Consider the following 21,682-nt stretch of genomic DNA (forward strand, 5'->3'; position numbering starts at 1 on the left):
GCGCGCGCGAGATCGCCCTGGTAGATCTGGATCGACAGCAGCGACAGCACCGCGATCGACGCCATCATCAGCCGCGCCGGCTTCCAGCGCCAGCCGAGCACGACAAGGGCCGGCACCGTGCCGATCATCACCGCCTTGTCGTAGTCATCCATGTGCGCGTTGTAGTGCACGAACGCATGGCCCGCGCCGACCACGAGTGCCAGCGCGAACAGCCAGTCGATGATCGACAGGCGCGCGAGGAACGGACGGTCGTCGTGCGGATCGACTGCCCGAACCTCGCGCAACGCATCTGTTTGCCGATACGGCGGCACGGCAACGGACGCCGCACCGCCGCGAGTGAATCGCATTACCTTCATCGCCTTCCCCACGATGTCGCCGCGCACGGCTGAAATAAAAAGCAGTGCCCCGCCCCGGGGGAGACGAGACACCGAAATGATCGCCGTCGGCACCGGCGTGCGTGCGCGCCCCGCACGCCGGATTCACCGCCGCCGGCTCATTGCTCGGCCGGCGGGCTCGTCGCTGTCTCGGGTTCCGCCGGGAATGCCTCGACGAATACCGCGACGGCGCGCATTTCCTGCTCCGTCATGTTCGCGCACACGCTCCTCATGACCGCGCCGCGTGGCCGTGCGTCGGTTTCACGGAAGACATTGAGCTGCTTGAGCACGTAATCCGCATGCTGACCGGCGAGACGCGGAAACCGGTCGACGCCTTCCCCATGCTGGCCATGACATCCGATACACGCCGCGACGCCCTTGTCCGGCAGGCCCGATACGAAAATCGCCCTGCCCGCGTCCATCAGCGCGCGATCGCCGGCTTCGCCGAGCTGCGCATGCTGGCTCGAGAAATAGGTGGCGAGGTCGTCGATCTGCGCGTCGGTCAGATGCGTGAAGCCCCACATGTACCGCTTCGCATTCGGATCGGCGCGCGCGTGACTCTTGAAGTCCGTCAACTGATCGACGAGGTATTCCTTGCGCTGCCCGGCGAGCTTCGGAAACTGCGGCGACACCGAGACGCCGGTCGCGCCATGGCAGTTCGAGCACACCTGCAACGCGATGGTCTTGCCCGCCACGGCCGGGTTGTCGACTTGCCGCGACCGCTCCAGGTCGTGGCAGCCGGCCCCGGCCAGCATCATCGCGAGCGAGACGAGATGGGCCACCTTGTTCATGTCACCGACCTCCCTGCCACATTTTCTGCCGCCTTGCCATGCGATCCCGTTTGGCGCCGCCGCGCATGCGCATCGACACGCGATGCGAGATGCGCGCCCCTCTCCCGTTGCGCGTGGTCCAGTCGGCCGGATGCGCGGGAAAGGCCGGACGGGAAGTCAGAAGGAAGCGAGCCATAGATAGAGAAACAACGTATCGTTGTCCCTCGCGTTGCGCCCCATGCCGTCGTAGTTGGTCTTCGCGCCGAGGAACTTGGTGAAGTGCGTGTACTGCAGGCCGATGCGAATGTGCTGATCTGGAATCCAGAATATTTCCGGCGTCCAGCCCTGCGTGTTCGGATGGAAGTTCGCGCTCCCGGCATACAGCGTGCTGTCCGCGGTGCCCGTCGTGTTGAAGAACGACAGGCTGACGCCATACTTGGCCTGGTAGATATACGACGCCTTGAGCCGCAACGAATTCAGGTTCGCCGCCGTATTGTCGCTCACGACGAAATTGTTCGGATCATGGATGTTCTCGCGTATGTAGCGCGCCTGTGCGGTGATCGTGTGCGGCTCCAGCAGGTACTGGTACTGCGTGTCGAAACCGTAGTCGCGATAGCGCGTCACGCCCGTGCCGAAGATCGGGAAGCTGTTCGGGTCGTTCGGATAGATGTCGACGCTCAACCCGAACGCACCGACCATGATGTTATGCGGGCCCCATTCGCGCGTCAGCGCGATCCGCGCATACGGGTTGTAGCCGCGCAGATAGACCTGCGGGTGGTCCGGGTTGCCCGCGTGGTTGCCCTTGCTCAGGAACGACCAGATGCCGTCGGCCGTGCTGTAGGCGGTCAGCTCCGCATAGACCAGCTTGTTCCAGTACAGGTAACCGCCCATGCCGACGACCTGCATCGAGAGACCGCCCTCGATGATCGGCGTGACCGGCACGCCGGCCACCGGACTGATCGCCGAGCCGACATACGGATAGCTCCAGGCCGGCGCGGTATTGAAGACGTCCTGCACGGTCGGGTTGTTGTGCAGCGTCAGGCCGAGGATCAGATCGTTGGCGGGAGAGATGATCCGGTCGACGAAGCGGAAGTCGGTGTTGTCCGACGCCCACCAGCCCTTCCATTTTCCGTTGGCATCCTGATGATCGTAGTTCGCATAGGTGAACTGCGCGAACCCGCCGAGATGGTCGGTGATCTTCCCGGCGAGGAACACGCTCGCGAAGTCGAAGATCGGCAGGCCGTTCTTCGGCGTGACCGGATTGCCGCTGGCGTCGCTGTTGGCTCTCGTCTTGCTCAGGTCGCCGACGGCCATCGCCGCGAGCGGAATCGTGCGCTCGCCCAACGTATAGCCGTTCAGCTTGAACATGCGCCCGTACGGCGTGAGTTCGGGAAACTGCCCGCCGGCATGGCACGCGACGCAGCTCTGCCCGGTCTGGCGCGCGAAGATCGGCAGCGCCTGCACGATGGACGCCTGCAGCAATGCGAGCGCCGCGAGCACGATCATCCCGCCGCGCCGCATCCAGCGATGACCTGCGCCAAGGTCGACCAGAAACGTTGTCATGGCTGCTTCTCCCCCCAAGCCGTATGCCGCCACTCGCGTGCGCGACCTTCGACCGTCGCGCGATGTCTTCATTGTGCGAACCGCCGGCCGGAACCGGCATGGGGCAACTCCCTCTTAACGCGGTCTGGTCTCTACCCGATCCAGCCGCCCCGCACCATCGCTCACGGAACGATCCAGCCGCCGTCGGCGACGAGCTTCAGTCGGTCCGGCCCGGCGAACCGGACGATATAGCCGCCCTTCGACGCCACGTGCTGCCCGGGTGCGAGCGTCAGGCGCGGGTAGTAGCCGGTCAGGATGCGGCGTTCGAGCATGTCCTGGATGCGTTCGACGAGGTACTCGCGCACGAACGCATCGACCAGGTGGCTCAGGGTTTCGGCGAGCAGGCCGCACGCGAGATAGGTATCCGCCTGCACCTGCGGCGCGACCACCGGAATCTGCCGGATCGAGAACCAGCCATACGCATAGTCGACGCGCACGCGCCGCCCTTCCGGCAAGTCGAACGGATAGGCGATGCGCGTCACGCCGCGCCAGTTCGTCGGCAGCGGCGCGTTGTCGAGCCCGCCGAGCAGCCCCGACATGTAGACCGTGTCCGACGCGGGCGGCGCATGGCCGAGCGCGACGATATCGGGCGGGCGCAGCCACAGCACGAGCACGTCGTCGCGCGCCACGCCGTGCAGCGCGCGCACGACGGGCTCGCCGGGCGCGAGCGCCCGGTTCGACACCGCGATGCCGTGGGCCTTCAGCGCGGCGGCAAGCGCTTGCGCGCCGCGCTCGCCGTTGTCGCCCGTGCGATAGACCTGCCGGACCGTTCGCGCCGTGTTGGCGGCCGGCCCCGCGCCCGCCTCGTCGAGCATGCGCTTGGCCATCAGCCCGGCCTCGAGCAGCACCCCCTTCGAGAAATACACGGAATAGAAATCGTGATCCGTTTCGATCGGCACCTCGACGTTCGGAAACAGACAGGGCACCGCCTCCTGCTCGCAGAAATCATGAACCGGCGCCCAGTTCCGGCCGCCCAGTCCCGACACCACGGCCAGCACCGGTTGCCGCGCGAGATACTGTCGCAACTGCTCGTGCCACGTGTCGGGCGGCCCCTCGAGTTCCCACACGTGCAGCGCCCAGCGGCGGTTGACCATGAACTTCATCTTGCGCGTCGAGCGCAGGGCCGGCGTCGCACCGAGCGGAAAGACGTTCTTGTCGTGGAAGTAGTTCACGAGCACGTCGAGCATGCCGCGTTTTTTCACCGGGTCCGCGTCCGGCGTGATGATCGTCGCGAAGTGCAGCACCGTGTCGTCGACACCTGCCGGCCCGTGCCGGTCGAGGCGTTTCAGGTAGTCGATCAGTGCCTTCATGTCCGCATCGTTCAGCGCATACCGCGGCATCAGCCCGCTGAGCGGTTTGCCTTCCGAATCGAGGCCCTCGCGGATCGCCCGCGCGATCGTCGCATCGGTATACGGTTCGCGATTGAAGCGCATGCCCGGCACGAAGGGAACCTTGGCGTCGTCGGGATTCTCGACGCGCGGCTGAAACAGATAACGGCCGGTGATCGGCGGAATGTTGCTCGTGCCCTCGCGCGCGCCGAGGCCGCTGTACCGATGGCAATTCATGCAGGCCGCCGCGGCGCCGTGCAGCCGCACGCCGTCGTCGTGCACCGCTTCGAGCGGTTCGCCCGAACCCAGCAGGCCCTGCCGGAAGATCGCCGCGCCCGCGCTCGCCGGTGCGGGCGGCGGCTCGCCCGACGCGCCTCGCGCATCGGGCGACGGCATCCACTGCATCGCGATCAGCGCAACGCCGATCCACGCAGCGAGCCGGCGCCGTATGCGCGGCAGCGTGCCGCGCACGATCGCGTGTCGCAGGATGCGGGCACCGTTCATGATCAAGGCATCGACTTGCCGTGCATCGCCGGCGTCGCGTCGACATCGATCGAAACGGAACCGCGGCGCCCCGGCGCAGCCGGCTTCGCGAAGATCGCGTCTCCGAGCGACGGATTGAGCGCGATCTTGTCGATCATCAGCCGGTCCTTCCTGGCGGACGCGGCCCCGCCGGATTCGATCGTGAACGGCATCTGCAAGCCGTCGACGTTCCGGTAGTCGAGGTAGGCCACCTCCACGCTCACCGGTTGGCCACGGAGATCCCGCACCACGCGGTCGTACTTCACCTCGAGGAACGTCCGCGCATCGATCCATACATGACGGCTCAGGCCGGACGGCAGCTTCACCGCGAGCCGGTACGCTTCGCGCCCGCCGATCTGCTCGACACCGTCGAGCGTGACGCCGATGCCTTTCGCATCGTGATCGATCAGCATCCCGTCGATCACCTGCTCGTCGCGCGCGAAGTTCAATTCGTCGCTCGTATACGGCCGCAAATCGGTCCTGCCGGTCGCGCCCGGTCGCAGTTTCCAGCCGTCCTTGCCGTCGAACACGCGCACGGCCCGCTGGTTCAGCACGGTCACCTCGAAGCGCGTCTTGTTCGGCCGCTTCATCGCCAGCACGAACGGCAGGTTCGCTGCCACGGCATTGGCACTGTCCACGTGCCCGATCCAGACCATTGTCTGGATTTTTCGCCACGCGTCGAGCCCACCGCGCGCGGCGACGTTCTTCTCGACGATCTGGTCCGCACTCAGGCTCTGGGCCGGTATCTGCTCGACCAGGAACATGGCCGCCGCGACGCAACCGGCCAGCATCCATAACGCGTTACGCTTCATGTTCGTTGCCCCCGTCCGGATGCCCGGTGCCGGCCTAATGGGCCGGCGTCTTCGCCATCGCCAGTTGCGGCCTGGCGAACAATGCGTCGTCCGTCGGCGCATTCACCTTCACGCTCTGGATCGTCAGCTTGCGCGTCGGGCTGACGCCCGCGACCACGGTCTCCAGCACATGCGGGATGTCGAGACCGTTCTCTTTCCGGTAATCGCGGTAGTAGATCGAGACGTTGTGCATCCTGCCGTCGAGCATGCGCGGCTCGCCGTCGATCTTCAGTTCGAGAAAGCTCGATGCATCGATCCAGACCCGGCGTTCCGCATGCTCCTTCGTCGTCAGCTTCAGCACGTAGGCGCCATGCCCTTCCACCTGCTCGGTGCCGACCAGCTGCACGGTGGTGCCCTTGCTCGCGTAATCGACGAGCGGCCCGTCCAGCTCGGCCGCGGCGGCAGCCGATTTCGCTTCCGCCGGCGTATAGGGCTCGACCTCGTCGCGTCCGAGGAACGGCCTGACCTTCCACCCCTGCGCACCGTCGTAGACCTGGAACGCCGTCTGTTCGTTGAAGCGCACTTCGAAGCGGCTCTTGTGCGGCCGCTTCATCGTCATCACGAACGGCAGCGCGGTGTTCTTCTTGCCGCCGGCCTCGATCAGCCCCGTCATCGTCAGCGAGCCGACCGCGCGCCATGCCTGCAGCCCGCCGCGCGCCGCGACGTTGCGCTCGACGATCTGCGGCGCGCTCATGCGCGCCACCGGCACGGCCTTGGCCCTCGCCTGGGCCGTTCCCGCAGCCGATGCGGCGCGCGCATCGGGCGTCGATGCCAGCAGGCCCACTGCCGCCGCCACCGAAATCCCCGTCAAAAGAAAGCGATTCATGAGTTGTCTCCCTGCGTTATGCCGCGGCTTACTGCCGCGCGTCATTCGACCACCAGCCCGTCGATATGAAACGAGCCGACCAGCACGTTGACGCGCTCGCCCGGCTTGATCGCGCTGCCCTTGTTCGAGAACACCATCCAGTATTCGTGCCCGGCCTGCAGCGGACCGCTCTGCCGCAACTGGCCGATCTTGTCCATCACCGGGATGTCGAGCAGCGCGTGGCTCGTTTGCCCGTACAGGTGCGGCGTCGCACTCTTGTCGCCGAGCCGCTTTGCCGCCACCGGGTCGGTCACGCGGTAGCTGAAGCGGATCAGGTTGTCCGATGCGGTGTGACGCACCCGCATGTTGTCGATGCCGCGCGTCATCTGGTAGTAGATCTTCGCGCGTTGCGGCAGGCCCGTCGGCCGATACGGCGAGTGCCGGGCGAACGCCGGCTGCGCCTGCTGCCCGGCCGCGGCTGGCTGGGCCAGCGCGGCGGCGACACATGCGGCGCCGGCGCAGCGCGCCGCATGGCTGAACAGGGAACGTGCAGGTTTCATGGCGCCACCCCCGGCAATTTGGTCAGTGCCGGCAATTTGGTCAGTGCCGGCAGTGTGTTCCCCCCCGGCACTGTACCCAGCAGGGGCACTGCGCCCCCCGGCAATGTGGGCAGCGCCGGCACCGTGGCCAACGCCGGCAACAACCCGAGCAGGCCGGAAGGCTGCGCGTTCAGCGCGAGCGGATCGACCGGCGTGCCGCCAGCCGACAACTCCACCGCCCCGCGGTCATAGCCGGCGCCTTGCGGCCGGTGCGTGCCGAAGATGTCGTGGTTCGGCGCGCCCGTCGCCGTGCCGGTATCGCGCGCCGGCGAAGCCGTCGTGATCGAGTAGTTGCCCAGCAGCACGCCGTAGCCCGTGGCGCCCGGCACGACCGACATGTTGAACAGCGACAGCGGGCCGTACGACATGTTGATCCACTGGTTGCCTTCGTCGGGCACCGCCGACGGCAGCAGGCTGAACAACGGGTTCGGCAGCACCGTGTCCGAGATGCCCGGCGGCACCGCGAAGCCGTTTCCGCCTCCTTCCGGCGGCACCCGCGAGCCGTTGCAGTACAGGCTTGCCAGCGCCGGGTCGGTCCCGACGTTGTTCGCGTTCGGGTAGTCGCCCGCGTCGGTCAGGATCGAGTAACGCGGGCTCATGGTCAGTCCCGACTGATGGTTGCCCGGCCCGGTGTCGCCGTATCCGCCGATATCCCAGTAGACCGCATTCGGATCGCAGTAACCCGTCGAATGCGTGGCCTGGTTCAACGTCGGGTTCAGCGTGACCGTGTTCTGCAGTCCCGGGATGTTCGGATTCTGTCCGCTCACCGTGATGTAGAACGTCCGGTTATGCCAGAACACGTTGTTGGTCAGCAGCGGATTCGAGAACGTCGTGCAGTTCGGCAACCCCGCCGGGCACTTCACGCCCGCGCGGGTGAACGCCGAGATGAAGTTCGTCGTGTGCCGCGCGGTCTCCAGCCCGGCCGGCTGATAGGTCGACGTCGTGATCGGGTTGCAGGTCGTTTCCGCGCCGACCGTCGTGCAGTTCGGCGGCCCGACGTTCGCCTGCGTGGCCCCTTGCGTATTGAACAGCACGCCGGCCGTCGCGGTCGCGTCGTTGGAGACGACCGTGTTGTTCACGAAGCTCACGGCCACCGCGTCCTGCAGCGAGACGCCGCCGCCGCCCCAGCCCGCCACGTTGTTCCCGATGATGTTGTTGATCACGCGCACCGTGTACCAGTTTGCCGCGTTGTTCGGGCTGCGCTGCACCTCGGTGCCGTTCACCTGCTGCAACCGCAGCCCGCCGCCCTTGCCGCTTTCCGCCGTGTTGCCCATGATCAGGTTGCCGTCGATCGTCAGGCCCGGGCCGGTGCCGTCCGACAGCTCGGGCGCGCAGTCCACGTCGATCGTCGAGTTCTCGCAGAAGGTCCCGTCCGGCGGTACGCCCTGGGCGATGATGCCGCCGCCGTAGGTGGGCAACGTCGGGTTGTTGCTCTGGTTGAACAGCACCCAGTTGTGCGAGATGTCGCCGTCGTAGCTGAACCCGAAGTGCGCGACACCTCCGCCGTCGCCGCTGCTCAGGTTGCCGCACACCCAGTTGTAGTTGAAGTGGTAGAAATCGGCGCCCGTGCAGAAGACGACGCCGCCGGCCGACGATGGCGTGCTCGAGTTGATTTCATCGCCATACGACGCGTTCGACGTGACGTAGTTGTGGTGCACGTTCACGTTGCTGTTGAACAGGTACGGCAGCTCGGTCACGCCGTTGCCCGCGATGGTGCCGTCGGGCACCTCGACCTGGCCGATCGCGATGCCGCCCGTCAGCGTCCCGGCGTTGGAGAACACGCGGTTGTTCGACACCTCCATCAGATGGTCCCAGCCGTGCAGGAAAATCCCGCCGCCGCCTTGCGAGCTGTTCGTGAAGCTGATGCCGTCGATGCGCGACGGATTGCACTTGAAGTTGCTCGGGTAGTTGGTGCAGTCCGGCGGGTTCGAGGTCGGGATGCGCGGGTTCCCCGGCCCCGAGAGCGGCGTGCAGATGCCGTTCGCGGTGCAGTTCGGATCAGGCTGCAGCACGCCTCGCACCCGCACGTCCCGCACGCCCTTGGCCAGCACCGTGATGCCCGCGCCTTCATAGGCGCCCATCAGCGACGGCTCGAGCAGCATTTCGCCGAGATTGCCGTTGAGGGTGCTGTCCCAGCCGACGATCGGCTCGAACGGGATCGGATCGACCTGCCGTTGCATCTTCGCGGTACAGAAGGCGTTGGACGGATCGTTCGGATCGAACGGATTCGTGCTCGAAATCATCGCGCCATTCATCGCGACGCCGAACAGGCAGTCGACCAGCTTGCGCCAGGTGTCCATCTTGCCCGACGGGTGGGTGTTCGCGTTGACGACCACCGACGGCGCGCCGACGCCCTGCAGCCGGACCGGCTTCCACATCACCAGCATTTCGTTGTAGGTGCCTGGGCCGACGACGATCATGTCGCCCGGTGTCGCGTTGTTGATCGCCTGCTGCAGCGCGTCGCCCGTTGCATTCTCGCCCCCGACGTAGGTCGGCGGCTTGCCGCCCACCGTGACGGTGACCGTATCGACGGAACGCTTCCCGTTGGCGGCCGTGATGACGAGCTCGCCGCAGCCGGTCGGCGTCGAGACGTTGCGCTGCTGGATCGTGCAGGCGCCCTGCGGCCCGAGCAATGCCGGGGCGTTGACCTGGATCTGCGCATCGCTCCACGACGTCACCACCGCCGGCAGGCCGCCGATCGTGACGTTCTGGCACGGTGTGTTCAACGTACACGACACCGGCAGGTTGCCGAAGCCGTAGTGGCGCGTGACGAACTTCTGGTTGAACGGCGTCGTGCTCGCCGCCGGCCCGTTGTACGCGTTGTTGGGCACGGGCTGGTCACCGAGCGCGTTGATCGTCAGCCGGTGGCCGGGCGCGCTGACCCACGGCCCTGCCCCCCCGCCGCTCGCATCGCCGGTCACGCTGGCGATCGCCGGCGTGGCGTCCGGATACGCGCAGTCGGGCTGGTTGTAGCCGTCCGCGAACGCCTGCACCGGCACGACCGGCGTATCCATGTACTGCGTCTGCCCCGGCATGAATGGAATCTCGTAGCAGAACTGACTGTATGCGGGGTTGAACAGCGGGTCGCGAATCGTCCGGCCCGGATGCGCCGGGTCGGGCATGTCCGGATCGTTCATGCAGGCCACCATCATCGTCGGCGCGTAACCCGTCGGATTCGGCGGGTTGACTTGCCAGGTCGAATAGTTGAGCCCGTTGAAGATGCCCCACGAATCCGAGTAGGTGCGCGCGACTTCGTTGCCGCCGAAATCCTTGATCGAGATCGGCACGTTCGGCACCGCGAACTTCTCGCCGAACTGCGGCGAATACGGGTCGAATTCCGACGAGAAGTCGTCCAGCATGAAGCCGGTATAGTGCGCCGAGACGTGCGTCGAGCTGAACAGCCAGAACTTCGCCAGCACCGACATCTCGTTGGTCAGCGTCACTTCCTTGCGATCGCAGAGGTGCCGCGAGGCGCCCGCGAACGGTGCGACTTCCTGCGAGCCCGGGAACAGGCTGATGTAGTCCGGCACGATGCGCAGTTCGCCGACGCACGGCCAGAACGTCTCGACGCTGCCCGTGTCGCCTTCGTGCCGCGGCGTCGAACCGAGATCCGACGTCGGGTTCTGAGCATTGTTCGGGTTGAAGGTCGAGTTCATCGCCGCCTGGTCGGGCAGGATGAAGATGTTGCCCAGCCCGCCGAACTGCTGCGTGACCGGCGCGATGTAGTTGTCGCCGATCAGGATGTTCTTGTCCTCCTCCTTCACCAGCTCGTACCCGGGCGGCACGATCACTTCGACCACGTACTTGCCCGCCGGCAGCATCTGCGTGCCGTCGCCCGACGGGTTCGCCACGCAGATCTTGCAGTTCGTGCCGGTCGGCAGGCCGCTGTGCAGGTCCCTCGCCGTCACGCTCGGGAACTGGTACATCCCGTCGTACGGCGCCGGCTGCACCTGGTTGAACGCATGCATGCCGTCGTAGCACTTGTACTGCGAGTTGTACGGCAGCGCACGATGCTGCGGATCGAGCCACTGGGCGCTGTTCTTCAGCGTGACCGCGTAGAACGGGTCGCTCGTCTCCTGTCCCGGGCAGTTCATGTTCGGCGTGGCGCCGTCGGAACGGAAGCCTTGCGCCCAGTCGTCCCAGCTCGAGGTCTTGGTCGTGTCGACCAGCGTGAGGCTCTGCGTACCGTCCGCGGCCGTGCCCTCCTGATACAGGTTGACCGTCACGTTCGGGATATTCGGCGTCCAGCTCGTGTGGATGAGCAGCGCCGGATCGTCGAACGGCCGCGTCGACGCGTAGATCACTTCACCCTTGATGCCGCCGTTCTCCGTCGGGCCGAATGCCTTCTTGCCGAACTCGATGAACGAATTCTGGCCCGAGAAGCCCTGCCAGCCCTCGGTCGTCACCCACGGCGGATCGACCCGCCCGGTCGATGGCGTCGTACCCGTGCGTTGACCGGAACCGCAATCGGCGTTGTCGCAATACACTGCCCCCGGCACGCGCAGGTTCGTCGGCAACTGCCCTGTCGAGGTTTCCGTCGTGTTCGCGAAGTTCGCCGCGATGGTCGAGCTGCCTCCGCCGGTCGTGCCGTCGACCGGCCCGCCCGCGTCATAGACCACGTGCACGCCCGTCTGCTTGAAGCGCGTCGTATCGGCCTCGACCACATACCAGTTGAACAGCGGGAACACTTCGTTGAACCCGGCAAAGCCGTTCAGGTCCGTGTTGTTGAAGTTCGAGTAGCTGCCGTCGCGGAACCGGATGTTGGTCGGCACGAGCGTCAGCCCGGGCTCGCTGTCCTGCGAGACGCCGTCGCCGTTCAGGTCCATGAAGGTCCGCGTGTACAGGTTCGTGTGCCACTGCAGCACCGCGATCTGGCCGAGGTCCTTGCTCTGGCCACCCGCCACCTGGACCGCCGTCGCCAGTCCGTCGACGATCTGGTCGTTCCATTGATCGAAGACCGTGATCCGGAACGTGCCGTCGGGCAGCCCCGTGAACGAGAACTTGCCGTCGGTGTCGCACTTGGTGAACGAGATGTCCTCGCCGTCCGTGTCGCCGAGACTCACGTAGCACTGCGTAAAGCCCAGCGAATCGCGCGAGCCCGAGCTATAGAGGTTCTCGTTCGGCGGGCGGCTGTAGTGAAGGTTCGTGATCTGGCCCGACACCGCGTTGTTGCACGTCCGGCCTGCGCAGGCGACCGGCAGCCGGTCATTGATGATCTTCGGGTTTGCGAAGCCGATCGACACGTGGAAGCCCGCCGGCCCGAATTCCTGGAAGTAGGACGGGCCGCCGACCTTGATGAACGCGTCGTGCGCCTTCTGCCCGTCGAGCGTGTTCGTCTGCAGCCACTCCTCGCCGCGTCCGATCCGGTCGGCGGACGGCGTCGCGACGACGCCGTAGCGGCCGGGCATCAGGTTCGCGATGACCGCCTGGCCCACGAGCGGCGACATCGTCTTGCCGTCCGACTCGAATTTCGGGCAGGTCGGGATCATGCCGACCAGGCCGTCGGGGCCGGTGAACTGGCCGGTGACCGGATCGAACGCGCCGGCCTGGCGGGATATCGGGCACGCATCCAGCCCGGTGAGCGGATCGAGCGTGCCCTGCAGCGAGTTCGACAGCGGCATGTTGAACATGTCGTAGGTCATCTGCCCGGTTGCGTCGCCCGTGCCGCCCGCGTCGTCGAAGAGCTTGATTTCGAAGCCGCCGAGGCCCGGCTCGTGGGCCGTGCCGAACGCGTCGGTGCCGCCGCCCACGTCCACTTCCCCGTTGACCGGCGCATCGTCCTCGAAGACGAACACCGAGATCTTCGCGGTCTGCAACGGCGTTTCCTGCAACAGCACGTTGACGGTCCTCTGCGCGGGCGCGATCGGCGCACCGCCCATCGTGTGCCCGCAGGTGCCCGTGCCGGGCGCGAAGTCCGCGCCGCCGGGGCCCGACGGGCAGTCCTGCGCGATGCTGAACTGGCGCTTCGGTGCGTTGGGGTCGGTCGAGTTCGGATCGATCGGTTGCGGCGCGCCCGCGCCGGCCGAGAAGCTGTTGCCGGCGTCGCCCGGCAGGATCGAGATGTAATAGTGCTTCGTCGGATCGAGCGCCACCTGGCTCGGATCGACCGGCACTTGCTGCGAGGCGTTCGTCCGGCACACGCCGTCGCCGACGTCGCACACCGCGGGGATGTGATTCTTGGTCGTCGGGTCGTACACCGTCTGCTTCGACTCGCAGGCCACCGTGCCGACGCAGCCCGCGGCCACCACCGGCATGTAGCTGCTGTGGAAGTTCGTGCCGAGACTCGGCACCGGCAGCGCCGGGCAGCCGGCGGGACGCGGCGTCACGTTCACCTGGCAGCGCGGATCGATCTGGAACGTGCGGTCCTCCTCGATGATCCAGCGGTAGTCGCTGAGCTGAACCGGGGTCTTGCCCGGTGCGGTGCTCGGCGCATCCAGCACCTTGACGGCGAGTCCGCTGCCGCCGCGGAACGTCACCGTTGCGGTCGCGGGCGCGCTCGCCGTGTTCTGCGAGTTCACCACCGTGTACTTGAACGTCACGGTGGCATTCGCCGCGACAACCGGCGGCGTCGTCGGCACCGCGGAAAACGATCCGTCCGGATTCACCGTGACGGTGCCGCCCGTCACGCTGCCCGCCAGCGTGGCGGTCAGCGCCAGCCCGGCGGGATCCTTGCCGTACGCGGTCAGGCCGGGGGCGCCGACCTGCAGCCGCGACGCGATGTTGCTCGTATAGCTGGCATCGCTCGCCACCGGCGGGCCCGACATGCAGTTGGCGGCCGCGGTGCAGGCAGCCAGCGTCACCGTCGTATGGATGTTCGGATTGCCGTTGACCTGATACTCGAACGCGTCGGACGCGGTGCCGCTGTTCGGCACGTAGGTAAACGTGCCATCCGGGTTCAGCGATACCGTGCCGCCGGACGGCGGCGTCTTGATCTGCACGCCGTACACGCCGACGTCGTTGGCGATGACGCCTTTTGCCGGATCCGCGACGGTCAGCGGATTGCCGGCCACGAGGAAGTACTTGTCGGGATTGGCGACCACGTTCTGGCCGCCCGCCGTCGGCAGCGCGCCGTTGTTGACGCTGACATAGGCCTGCATGCCGCCGTCGCGATGGTTGTCGGTCGACAGGCTCAATTGCCGGTCGTACACCGGCAGCGCGGGCGCGCCCTGGGCCGGCGCGTTGATCATCACGTCATAGGTCTTGCCGGCCGGCATGAACACGGTCGACTGCACGCGCGGCGCACCCGGCAGCGGATTGCCGTCCTCGGCGACGAGCGAGAAGCCGGAGTTGCCGGCAGCGCCGGTCTGCGCGCCGACCACCGACGGCACGTGCATCCGCAGCCCCGCGTTCACGAAGCGCAGCAGCACCTGGTTGTTGGCACCGGGCGCGGCGGCGGGAAAGGCGGACGCATCGGGATGCGTGCGGTCGAACGCGACGCCGTTGATCAGGTAATAGCGCGGATCGTAGTTCACCGCCGGCGGATAGCAGGTGCCGAACGACGCGGACTTCGAATCGCCGCACCCGCCCGACAGGCCCGACCAGACCTTCGTCTCGCTGAAGCCGGCGGTCGCCACGGCGGCCGCGACGGCGGCGTTCTGCACCGGATCGATTTCGCTGAGCACGAGCGGCACGTCGGCGTCGTAATGGATGCCCGGATACGCGAGCGAGTGCGTATCCACCGCCGTGGGCGGCGTCCGGACCACGAGCACGCCGTACAGCCCCATCGGCCCCTGGATCGACGGGTGCGTGCCCGATTCGATCAGATAGGTGCCGGGCCGCAAGTTGCGCCACGTGAGCGTCGTCGTCGCGCCCTTCGCCACCTCGGTGGAGAACGACTGCACGCGCGGGCCCTGCGGCGGCGGCGTAAACGTCGCGCCGCTGCCGGTCCCCGCGATCGGCCAGGTCGTCGCGGTCTGCGTCGGGTGCGCCGGGCTCGCCGTGCTGGTTGCCGTCGTGCCCAGGCCGCCGCCGAACTGGCCGACGATCACCAGCGACGTCGGCACCGACGCCGGCAGGCTGTTGGTCAGACTGATCGTCAGCGGTCCCGGCGGTACCGTGATCACGACCGGCGACCAGTTCCCGCCGGCGCCGGGATTCGCCGCCGCGCAGGTCGCCGGCGCCGTCGCGGCCGCCGAGCAGGTGTAGCCCCACATCGGCACGGACTGTCCGTCGGGCAATGCGGCTGTCGTGGCCTTCGCCGTCAGCGCGACGCTTTGCGCGAAAGCGGCCTCGCCGGTCGCGAGCAGAATGGATGCCACCGCCCCTGCCTTGAGCAGGTCGACGAGCATCGCCTTGAACTGGTTGGCTCTCATCGCAACTCTCCCCGCCTCTAGTTGCCTTCGTTGATCACGAAGACTTGTGGATCGACGAGCATCATCATCATCATTCCGCCGGGGAAGATGTTGTTCGTGGTGATCTCGCGCTCATTGTGCGAGTGCCACATGAATGCAAAGCCCGCTTCGCTGCCCGGCGGATTCGCGATCGTTCCGCTCGGCGGCGTCGTGCCGGTAGGCGACGTCGCCCGGACCGTGGCGTCGGGGCCGAGATAGGGACTGCCGCCATACCACGCGCCGTTCGTCAGGATGTGCGAGTCCGGCAACGTGACCGGGCCGCCGCTGCCGACGTTGCCGAACGGATGAGCTTCGAGCGCCTTGTTGTGATCGGCGCACCACTCGTAGTAGTTCGGCGCGGTCGGATCCTGCGTGTAGTAGCCGTTCGCATCGGGAATGCAGACGCTGCCGTCGCCGGGCTTGTGCCCGTATACGTCCCAGTTCAGCCCCTTGCCCGTCCAGTAGAAGATGCCGTCCAGCGTCTGGCCGGGCGTCGTCGTCGTCGTGAACAGCAGCGGGCCCGCGAGCTTGGTCGGATCCGACTGGCTCAGCAGCAGGTTGCCGTCGCGCGCCAGCACGCGCACGTGGTTGCCGTGCTCGTGGAACGGGTGCTGCCAGCGGCCGGTGCCGATGATCCGCAACAGCACGAGCTCGCCCGGGTGCATGTGCGGATTGCCGTTGTACGGTTGGTGCAGATACTGCACCGCGTAGTTCGGGTCCATGTCGTCGGGCATCGAGCGGCCGTTGACCATGAAATAGGCCGGGTGATACGGCTCCGTCGCGACGGTCATGCAGCCGTTGGGCTGCGTGCACGGGTTGGCGGCCTGCGCCTCGGCCTGCGTATGAATCCGCGGGTCCATCTCGGAGAACTGGAACAGGTACTCGCGGTCGTAGCATGCCGCGCCGAGGTTGTACGCCGCCGCCGCATTGCGGTAGTCGGGCTGCCCGTCAGGCAGCGTGCCCGCCACCGCACGGCAGCCCGTCGGCACCGCGAGCGTGCCCGGCGCGGAGGTCGGCAGGACGATGATCGCGCCGAACAGGCCCATCTCGATCTGCAGGTCGCCCTGCGTGCCGCTGAAGTAGCTGTGCGTGCCGGGGGTCGAGGCAACGAAGCTGTAGGTGACGGTGCCGCCGTGCGCGGCCTCGCGCGTCAGCAGGCCCGGCGTGCCGGTCAACGTCGTGGGGCACGTGCCGTCCGGATTCATCACGGCCGCACAAACCTGGAATCCCGGAAACAGGATCGACGTGTTGCCGGCGGCCGCCGGCAGGTTGTTGGTGAGCGTGATCGTGACGACGTCGCCCTGCTTGACGATCAGCGTCGGACCGGGAATCTGCATGCTCGGACAGTTCGCGCCCGCGATGTTCGACGGCGAGAATCCGGCCGGCGCGGTGCGGCAGCCGTAGCCCCACGAGTAGACGCTCGCCCCGTCGGGCTGGCTGATGCGCGCCGCCTCGGCGCTCAGGTCAAAGTGCGTGCCGGTGATGCCCGGCGCAGCGGCCTGCGCATGCAGGCAGACGAGCGCGGCGAGCGCCGCTGCGCCGAACCGCCCGGCGCGAGCGAGACCGGCGAGCGTGGCGCTCCGCAGGAGGTGAATGATGTGGCCCACGGTTGATCTCCTAGGAGCACGCCTTCGTGGCAGGGTCCACGGCACGGCAGATGTGGATCTCGGTCATCAGGCCACCGAAGTTCTCGGCGTCGTTCGACAGGTGATCGAGATTCGGCGTATACAGGTAAAAAATCTGGCCCGGCGCGTACTTCGTGATGTCGCTCGCGTCGAGGATCAAGTCGAGGGACTCGCCGCCGCCCAGCGTGATCGAGTTCGTGTAGTAGGTCATGTCGTTGCCGGCCATGTCGCGAAGCAGGCGCGCGTTGATCGCGATCACGTGCATCGGAATGCCCAGCGATGCCAGCGTCTGGTACTCGCTCACGTCGAGATCCGAGATCCTCAGCAGCGCCTTGCCGCCCGCAGGAATGTTGATCAGCGCCGGCAACGGTTGCGAGAAGTGCGTCGTGCCGTCCGCGACCGGCGTCTGCATCGAGCCGTCTGCGCCGGGAGGCAACGTGTTCAGCGTGTCCGGATAGCTGCGCCCGTTCAGCAGGAAGTACTTGTCCTTCATGTCGGTGAACGGTTCCGGGTTGAACGTCATGCCGACGAAGTGGAAGTTCGGATCGAAGCCGTGGATCTGGAGCGGATACTCGACGTCGTAGGCAGTCGATCCGTCGCCGTCGTTGTACGCGTAAAGCGTGGGCGTGCCGCTCTTGTTCCTCGCATGCAGCACGCCGTTCGACTTCGGCAGCGGCGTCGAGCACAGGATGTCGTTGCCGCACTTCGTGCGCAGGTCGTTCTGCTGCCGCATCAGCGCGTTGTACAGCGATGCGCCGTAAGGCACGCGGTTCTGGCGCGGCCGCACGAAGATCTGGCCGACCATGCCCATCTGCAGGTGTTCCGGCGGCGTGATATGGCAGTGCCAGAAATAGGTGCCCGCGTCCGGCGCGAGGTAGTAGTAGGTGAAGCTGCCGCCGATGTTGATCGCGACCGACGCGTCCGGCACGCCGTCGTAGAACGACGACGCATTCGGATAGCCGTGGAAGTGCACCGTGTGCTGCTCGAACAGATCCGGCCGCATGATCATCCCGACGTTGGTGAGCGTGAGGAAGAACTCGTCGTCTTCGTCGATGCCCATCGTCGGCGCCGGAATGTTGCCGTTCATCACGCCGACGTCCATGATCGGCCGCGGGTCGACATGGCCGTCCAGCTGGCCGGGCGGCGAGGATTCCGGATCGGGCACGAGGCCGACCGCGCCGTTGTAAGCCGGATCCGTGCGCGGATCGCCGACGGTGTTGAACGTCGCCGCGAACTCCGTGCCGGGCAGCCCCCGCAGGATGTCGGAAATCCCCGACAACGGGCCGAACGCGAACAGGTACGTCTGCGTGCCGTCGCCCATCGTCGCGTAGCCGTCGCCGCCGGAGATCTGCTGGCATTTGATGGCACCGTTCACGACGCCGGTCGGCGCGGAATTCTGTCCGGTGTTGGAAGGCCCGGTGTAGGCGGGCTCTCCGGCCCCGGGCTGCAGCGCCGTCGGGTGCAGCGTCGTGGTGGGCGGGCACTGGACGCGGAACGACTGGGCGAATGAAGGAATGGCGAACAACAGCATCAGCAGTGCTGCAACACTGCCGACATACGCGCGGGTACTGGACATACGACCTCCGTCCCTGGGGCCAGTCAGCGCGATTCGCGCTGGAAGTCATGCGCTGATGCGAACGCGGGCCGGCTGAAGCATGACCGCTGCCCGTAGCTGAATTCTGGACAAGAGCGCTGTGCGCCGGGATGGGTCACCTCCCTACTTTTGCGTAGGGGGGGCCCGGCGAGTGGGTGCGTCATGCTCAGTACGACGGCGCGTGCGCGCGGCAGCCGGCCGGGCTCGCGCGGCATCAAAGCGTCGGGAAAGCGGGAAATCGGCGAGTCGCACGGATTCGTGCGTGCCGGGGCTGCCGGGCGACCGGTTCGCCGGCTGCGCGGCGAGTCATCGAATCGCAGGTGGATGGACGGCCGGTCGACGGCACATCCCGGAAATCATCCCGGGCGCCGAAATTCATTAGAATCGTGGGCCGGGCACATGGGCGGCGCCCCACCCGCGGACCTGGCTGCCTCGAAACGGTGGTCTTTCGATCGCAGCAGACGGTGCCTTCGCCGGATAGCGGGCAAAAAAAAGCGCCACGGAGACCGTGGCGCTAAAAAAGTTCTAGCCATTCCGAGGGCCGTGCTAGAACCTGAGAGACTGCGCGAAACACCGTTGCCGGTTAAACTCCTGAAACGATGTTTCGAAAACGTGAGACATTCTTTCTGTTTCCGCCCGACAAGTCAAGCGGTATTTGCACCGGTTCCTGCACTTTCCGGCAACGCTCATTTGAGCACTTTCCTAATAAACCAAGGGTGAACCCGCAAAATCTCATCAAATGCACGATTCACCCATGAAACATGCATATTTTGACAATCATCCTACAATACCAACAAAATTGAAATCGAGTTTCGGAAATAGAGAGAATCCCTCGTGTCGACACCTATAACGCCTCCCGCGCCCCGAGACCGCGAATCGTCGCCGGACGAGATCACCGCGCTCGCGCGCGGCCTCGCCGTGCTGCGCCGCATCGCGGCCGCCGACGCCCCGGTCAGCAACCGCGAGCTGACCGAATTGACGGGCATCCCGAAGCCGACCGTGTCGCGCATCACGGCGACGCTCGTCAGCGCCGGCTTCCTGTTCCAGTTGCCCGACAGCGAGCGCTTCGTGCTGACCGCGTCGGTGCTGGAGCTGAGCCACGGCTTCCTGCGCAACTTCGACATCCGCGCGCGCTCGCGGCCGTTCATGATCGAACTCGCCGAGCGCACGTCACTGTCGGTGCACCTCGCGGTGCGCGATCGGCTCGACATGGTCGCGATCGACGTGATACGGCCGCGCTCGGCCGTGCTCGTCACGCGCCTCGAGATCGGCTCGCGGATGGACATCGCGCGCACCGCGGTCGGCCGCGCGTATCTCGCGGCGCTGGAGGACGACGAGCGCCGCACGCTGCTCGACGCGCTGCGCGCGACGGCCGGCGACGACTGGCCGCACGTGTCGGCGCGCCTGAACCCCGGCCTCGACGATGCAATGCGCGCAGGCCATGCGATCGCGATCGGCGAATGGCGCGAAGGGCTGAACGCGGTCGCGGCCGGTTTCGTCGGCCCGTCGGGCCAGCGCTACTCGGTGAACTGCGGCGGCGCATCCAGTCAGTGCCCGCCCGAATGGCTGCAGGAACACGTGGTGCCCGCGCTGCACGAATGCATCGCGAAAATCACCCGCGAGATCGGCGGCGCGCCGGCCCGGCGCAGCGCCGTGTAATCGAACCGTCATCGTCCCGTCGCGGTCTGTAACGACCGTAACCCGTTGAAAGATAGTCCACTGGACTGTAACGGGGACGGGACGTAGGATCATGCCCATCGTCGCGCCGCATTCGCGGTGCGCACCGCTCTTTTCCCGCGCGGACCGGAAGGGCCCGGACCGAGCCGGCCCTCCCGGCACCGCATGCCCACGCGCCGCTCCACTTCCGTTGCCCGGCCCGCCGCACCGTCTTCCTGACAAAACACGATGCACAACCAACACAAGCCCACGCCCCCTTCGAAGGACCCCGCCTCCCCCGCCGCGCGCCGCCCGCGCCGCACGCTGATGATCGGGACGCTCGCGGTCATCGTCATCGGCGGCCTGCTGTGGTGGCACCCGTGGAGCCGTTCGCAGGCCGATGCGGCGGCGGCGGGCAGCGCGGCCTCCGGCGCGAGCGCCGGCGGCGGCCATCGCGGCCGTGGCGGCCCCGCCGCCATGGCGAACGTTCCGCAACCGGTATCGGTCGCGACCGCGACGCAGGGCGAGATGCCGATCGTGCTGTCCGCGCTCGGCACCGTGACGCCGCTCGCGAGCGTGACGGTCAAGACGCAGTTGTCGGGCTACCTGCAGTCGGTCGCGTTCCAGGAAGGCCAGATCGTCAAGAAGGGCGACCTGCTCGCGCAGATCGACCCGCGCCCGTACCAGGTCGCGCTCGAGAACGCCGAAGGCACGCACGCGCGCGACTCGGCGCTGCTCGCGACGGCCCGCATCGACCTTAAGCGCTACCAGACGCTGCTGTCGCAGGACTCGATCGCGTCGCAGACGGTCGACACGCAGGCGTCGCTCGTCAAGCAATACGAAGGAACGGTGAAGACCGACCAGGCGGCGATCGATTCCGCGAAGCTGAACCTCACCTACGCGCGCATCACGGCGCCGGTGTCGGGCCGCGTCGGCCTGCGCCAGGTCGACCCCGGCAACTACGTGACGGCGGGCGACACGAACGGGATCGTCGTGATCACGCAGTTGCAGCCGATGAGCGTGATCTTCACGACCTCGGAAGACAACCTGCCGCAGATCGTCAAGCAGGTGAACGCGGGCCAGAAGCTGTCGGTCACCGCGTACAACCGCAACAACACCGTGCCGCTCGAGACGGGTTCGCTCGCAACGCTCGACAACCAGATCGACACGAGCACCGGCACGGTCAAGCTGCGCGCGACCTTCGATAACAAGGAAGGCCTGCTGTTCCCGAATCAGTTCGTGAACACGCGGCTGCTCGTCGACGTGATGCGCAATGCGACGATCGTGCCGACGGCCGCCGTGCTGACGGGCTCGATCGGCCAGTTCGTGTACATCGTGAAGCCCGACAACACGGTGACGGTGCGCAAGGTCACGATCGGCCCGGTCGACGGCGAGCGCACCAGTATCGTCAGCGGCGTCGCGCTCGGCGAGCGTGTGGTCACCGACGGCTCCGACCGGCTGCGCGAAGGCGCGAAGATCACGATCCCGGCCGACAAGCCGAAAGGCGCGTCGGGCGTGCACGGCGCCGGCGCGGCGTCCGGCGCGTCGGGTGCGGCCGCCCACGGCGGCGGACACAAGCACGGCGCGTCGCAGGCAGCGGCCCCCGCGGCCCGGTAACGCGCGGGC

General features: G+C 66.9%; 11 protein-coding genes and 1 pseudogene. 2 read left to right on the plus strand and 10 right to left on the minus strand.

All coding sequences use genetic code 11. The features are described 5' to 3' along the window. From DIE06_RS15700 to DIE06_RS15745, 10 genes and pseudogenes are all read right to left on the minus strand, one after another. Positions 1 to 347: pseudogene (locus DIE06_RS15700) on the minus strand (c-type cytochrome biogenesis protein CcsB); the annotation flags it as partial. Positions 348 to 493: 146 nt separating this feature from the next. Further along, positions 494 to 1,165, minus strand: coding sequence for a cytochrome c (locus DIE06_RS15705; RefSeq protein ID WP_124662211.1), 672 nt, complete (start codon positions 1,163 to 1,165; stop codon positions 494 to 496). A 156-nt stretch (positions 1,166 to 1,321) separates the two neighbouring features. Beyond that, a complete protein-coding gene (locus DIE06_RS15710; protein ID WP_221624055.1) occupies positions 1,322 to 2,707 on the minus strand; it encodes a cytochrome C in 1,386 nt (461 codons plus the stop codon). A gap of 161 nt (positions 2,708 to 2,868) precedes the next feature. Continuing rightward, a complete protein-coding gene (locus DIE06_RS15715; protein ID WP_260433628.1) occupies positions 2,869 to 4,470 on the minus strand; it encodes a cytochrome c in 1,602 nt (533 codons plus the stop codon). Between the two features lie 110 nt (positions 4,471 to 4,580). Next, complete coding sequence (locus DIE06_RS15720) at positions 4,581 to 5,408, minus strand: hypothetical protein (protein WP_124662212.1); 828 nt, start codon at positions 5,406 to 5,408, stop codon at positions 4,581 to 4,583. Positions 5,409 to 5,442: 34 nt separating this feature from the next. Then, the gene (locus DIE06_RS15725) at positions 5,443 to 6,273 is read right to left on the minus strand and encodes an outer membrane lipoprotein-sorting protein (RefSeq protein WP_124662213.1); all 831 of its coding nucleotides are present in this window, start codon (positions 6,271 to 6,273) and stop codon (positions 5,443 to 5,445) included. A gap of 41 nt (positions 6,274 to 6,314) precedes the next feature. Beyond that, complete coding sequence (locus DIE06_RS15730) at positions 6,315 to 6,812, minus strand: hypothetical protein (protein WP_124662214.1); 498 nt, start codon at positions 6,810 to 6,812, stop codon at positions 6,315 to 6,317. Continuing rightward, positions 6,809 to 15,163 (minus strand): choice-of-anchor Q domain-containing protein, encoded by an 8,355-nt coding sequence (locus DIE06_RS15735; RefSeq protein WP_185733412.1) that lies wholly within the window; start codon positions 15,161 to 15,163, stop codon positions 6,809 to 6,811. The genes DIE06_RS15730 and DIE06_RS15735 overlap by 4 nt, the downstream gene beginning before the upstream one ends. 17 nt (positions 15,164 to 15,180) lie before the next feature. Next, positions 15,181 to 16,788, minus strand: coding sequence for a multicopper oxidase domain-containing protein (locus DIE06_RS15740; protein ID WP_124662215.1), 1,608 nt, complete (start codon positions 16,786 to 16,788; stop codon positions 15,181 to 15,183). A gap of 10 nt (positions 16,789 to 16,798) precedes the next feature. Further along, positions 16,799 to 18,382 carry a multicopper oxidase family protein gene (locus DIE06_RS15745; protein WP_124662216.1) on the minus strand — a complete coding sequence of 528 codons (1,584 nt, stop codon included), beginning with the start codon at positions 18,380 to 18,382 and terminating at the stop codon, positions 16,799 to 16,801. Positions 18,383 to 19,234: 852 nt separating this feature from the next. Between DIE06_RS15745 and DIE06_RS15750 the strand changes: the two genes are divergently transcribed. Together DIE06_RS15750 and DIE06_RS15755 are read left to right on the plus strand one after the other, a co-directional pair. Continuing rightward, the gene (locus DIE06_RS15750; RefSeq protein ID WP_124662217.1) at positions 19,235 to 20,059 is read left to right on the plus strand and encodes an IclR family transcriptional regulator; all 825 of its coding nucleotides are present in this window, start codon (positions 19,235 to 19,237) and stop codon (positions 20,057 to 20,059) included. 246 nt (positions 20,060 to 20,305) lie between these two features. Further along, positions 20,306 to 21,673 carry an MdtA/MuxA family multidrug efflux RND transporter periplasmic adaptor subunit gene (locus DIE06_RS15755; RefSeq protein ID WP_124662218.1) on the plus strand — a complete coding sequence of 456 codons (1,368 nt, stop codon included), beginning with the start codon at positions 20,306 to 20,308 and terminating at the stop codon, positions 21,671 to 21,673. Positions 21,674 to 21,682 lie beyond the last annotated feature (9 nt).

The organism is Burkholderia sp. Bp8998, from assembly GCF_003854235.1.
Taxonomy (GTDB): domain Bacteria; phylum Pseudomonadota; class Gammaproteobacteria; order Burkholderiales; family Burkholderiaceae; genus Burkholderia.

Coding starts and splice junctions, on each gene's coding strand:
- DIE06_RS15730 (WP_124662214.1), bottom strand. CDS start 6,812: ATGAAACCTGCACGTTCCCTGTTCAGCCATGCGGCGCGCTGCGCCGGC.
- DIE06_RS15745 (WP_124662216.1), bottom strand. CDS start 18,382: ATGTCCAGTACCCGCGCGTATGTCGGCAGTGTTGCAGCACTGCTGATG.
- DIE06_RS15705 (WP_124662211.1), bottom strand. CDS start 1,165: ATGAACAAGGTGGCCCATCTCGTCTCGCTCGCGATGATGCTGGCCGGG.
- DIE06_RS15735 (WP_185733412.1), bottom strand. CDS start 15,163: ATGAGAGCCAACCAGTTCAAGGCGATGCTCGTCGACCTGCTCAAGGCA.
- DIE06_RS15720 (WP_124662212.1), bottom strand. CDS start 5,408: ATGAAGCGTAACGCGTTATGGATGCTGGCCGGTTGCGTCGCGGCGGCC.
- DIE06_RS15710 (WP_221624055.1), bottom strand. CDS start 2,707: ATGACAACGTTTCTGGTCGACCTTGGCGCAGGTCATCGCTGGATGCGG.
- DIE06_RS15725 (WP_124662213.1), bottom strand. CDS start 6,273: ATGAATCGCTTTCTTTTGACGGGGATTTCGGTGGCGGCGGCAGTGGGC.
- DIE06_RS15715 (WP_260433628.1), bottom strand. CDS start 4,470: ATGCCGTCGCCCGATGCGCGAGGCGCGTCGGGCGAGCCGCCGCCCGCA.
- DIE06_RS15755 (WP_124662218.1), top strand. CDS start 20,306: ATGCACAACCAACACAAGCCCACGCCCCCTTCGAAGGACCCCGCCTCC.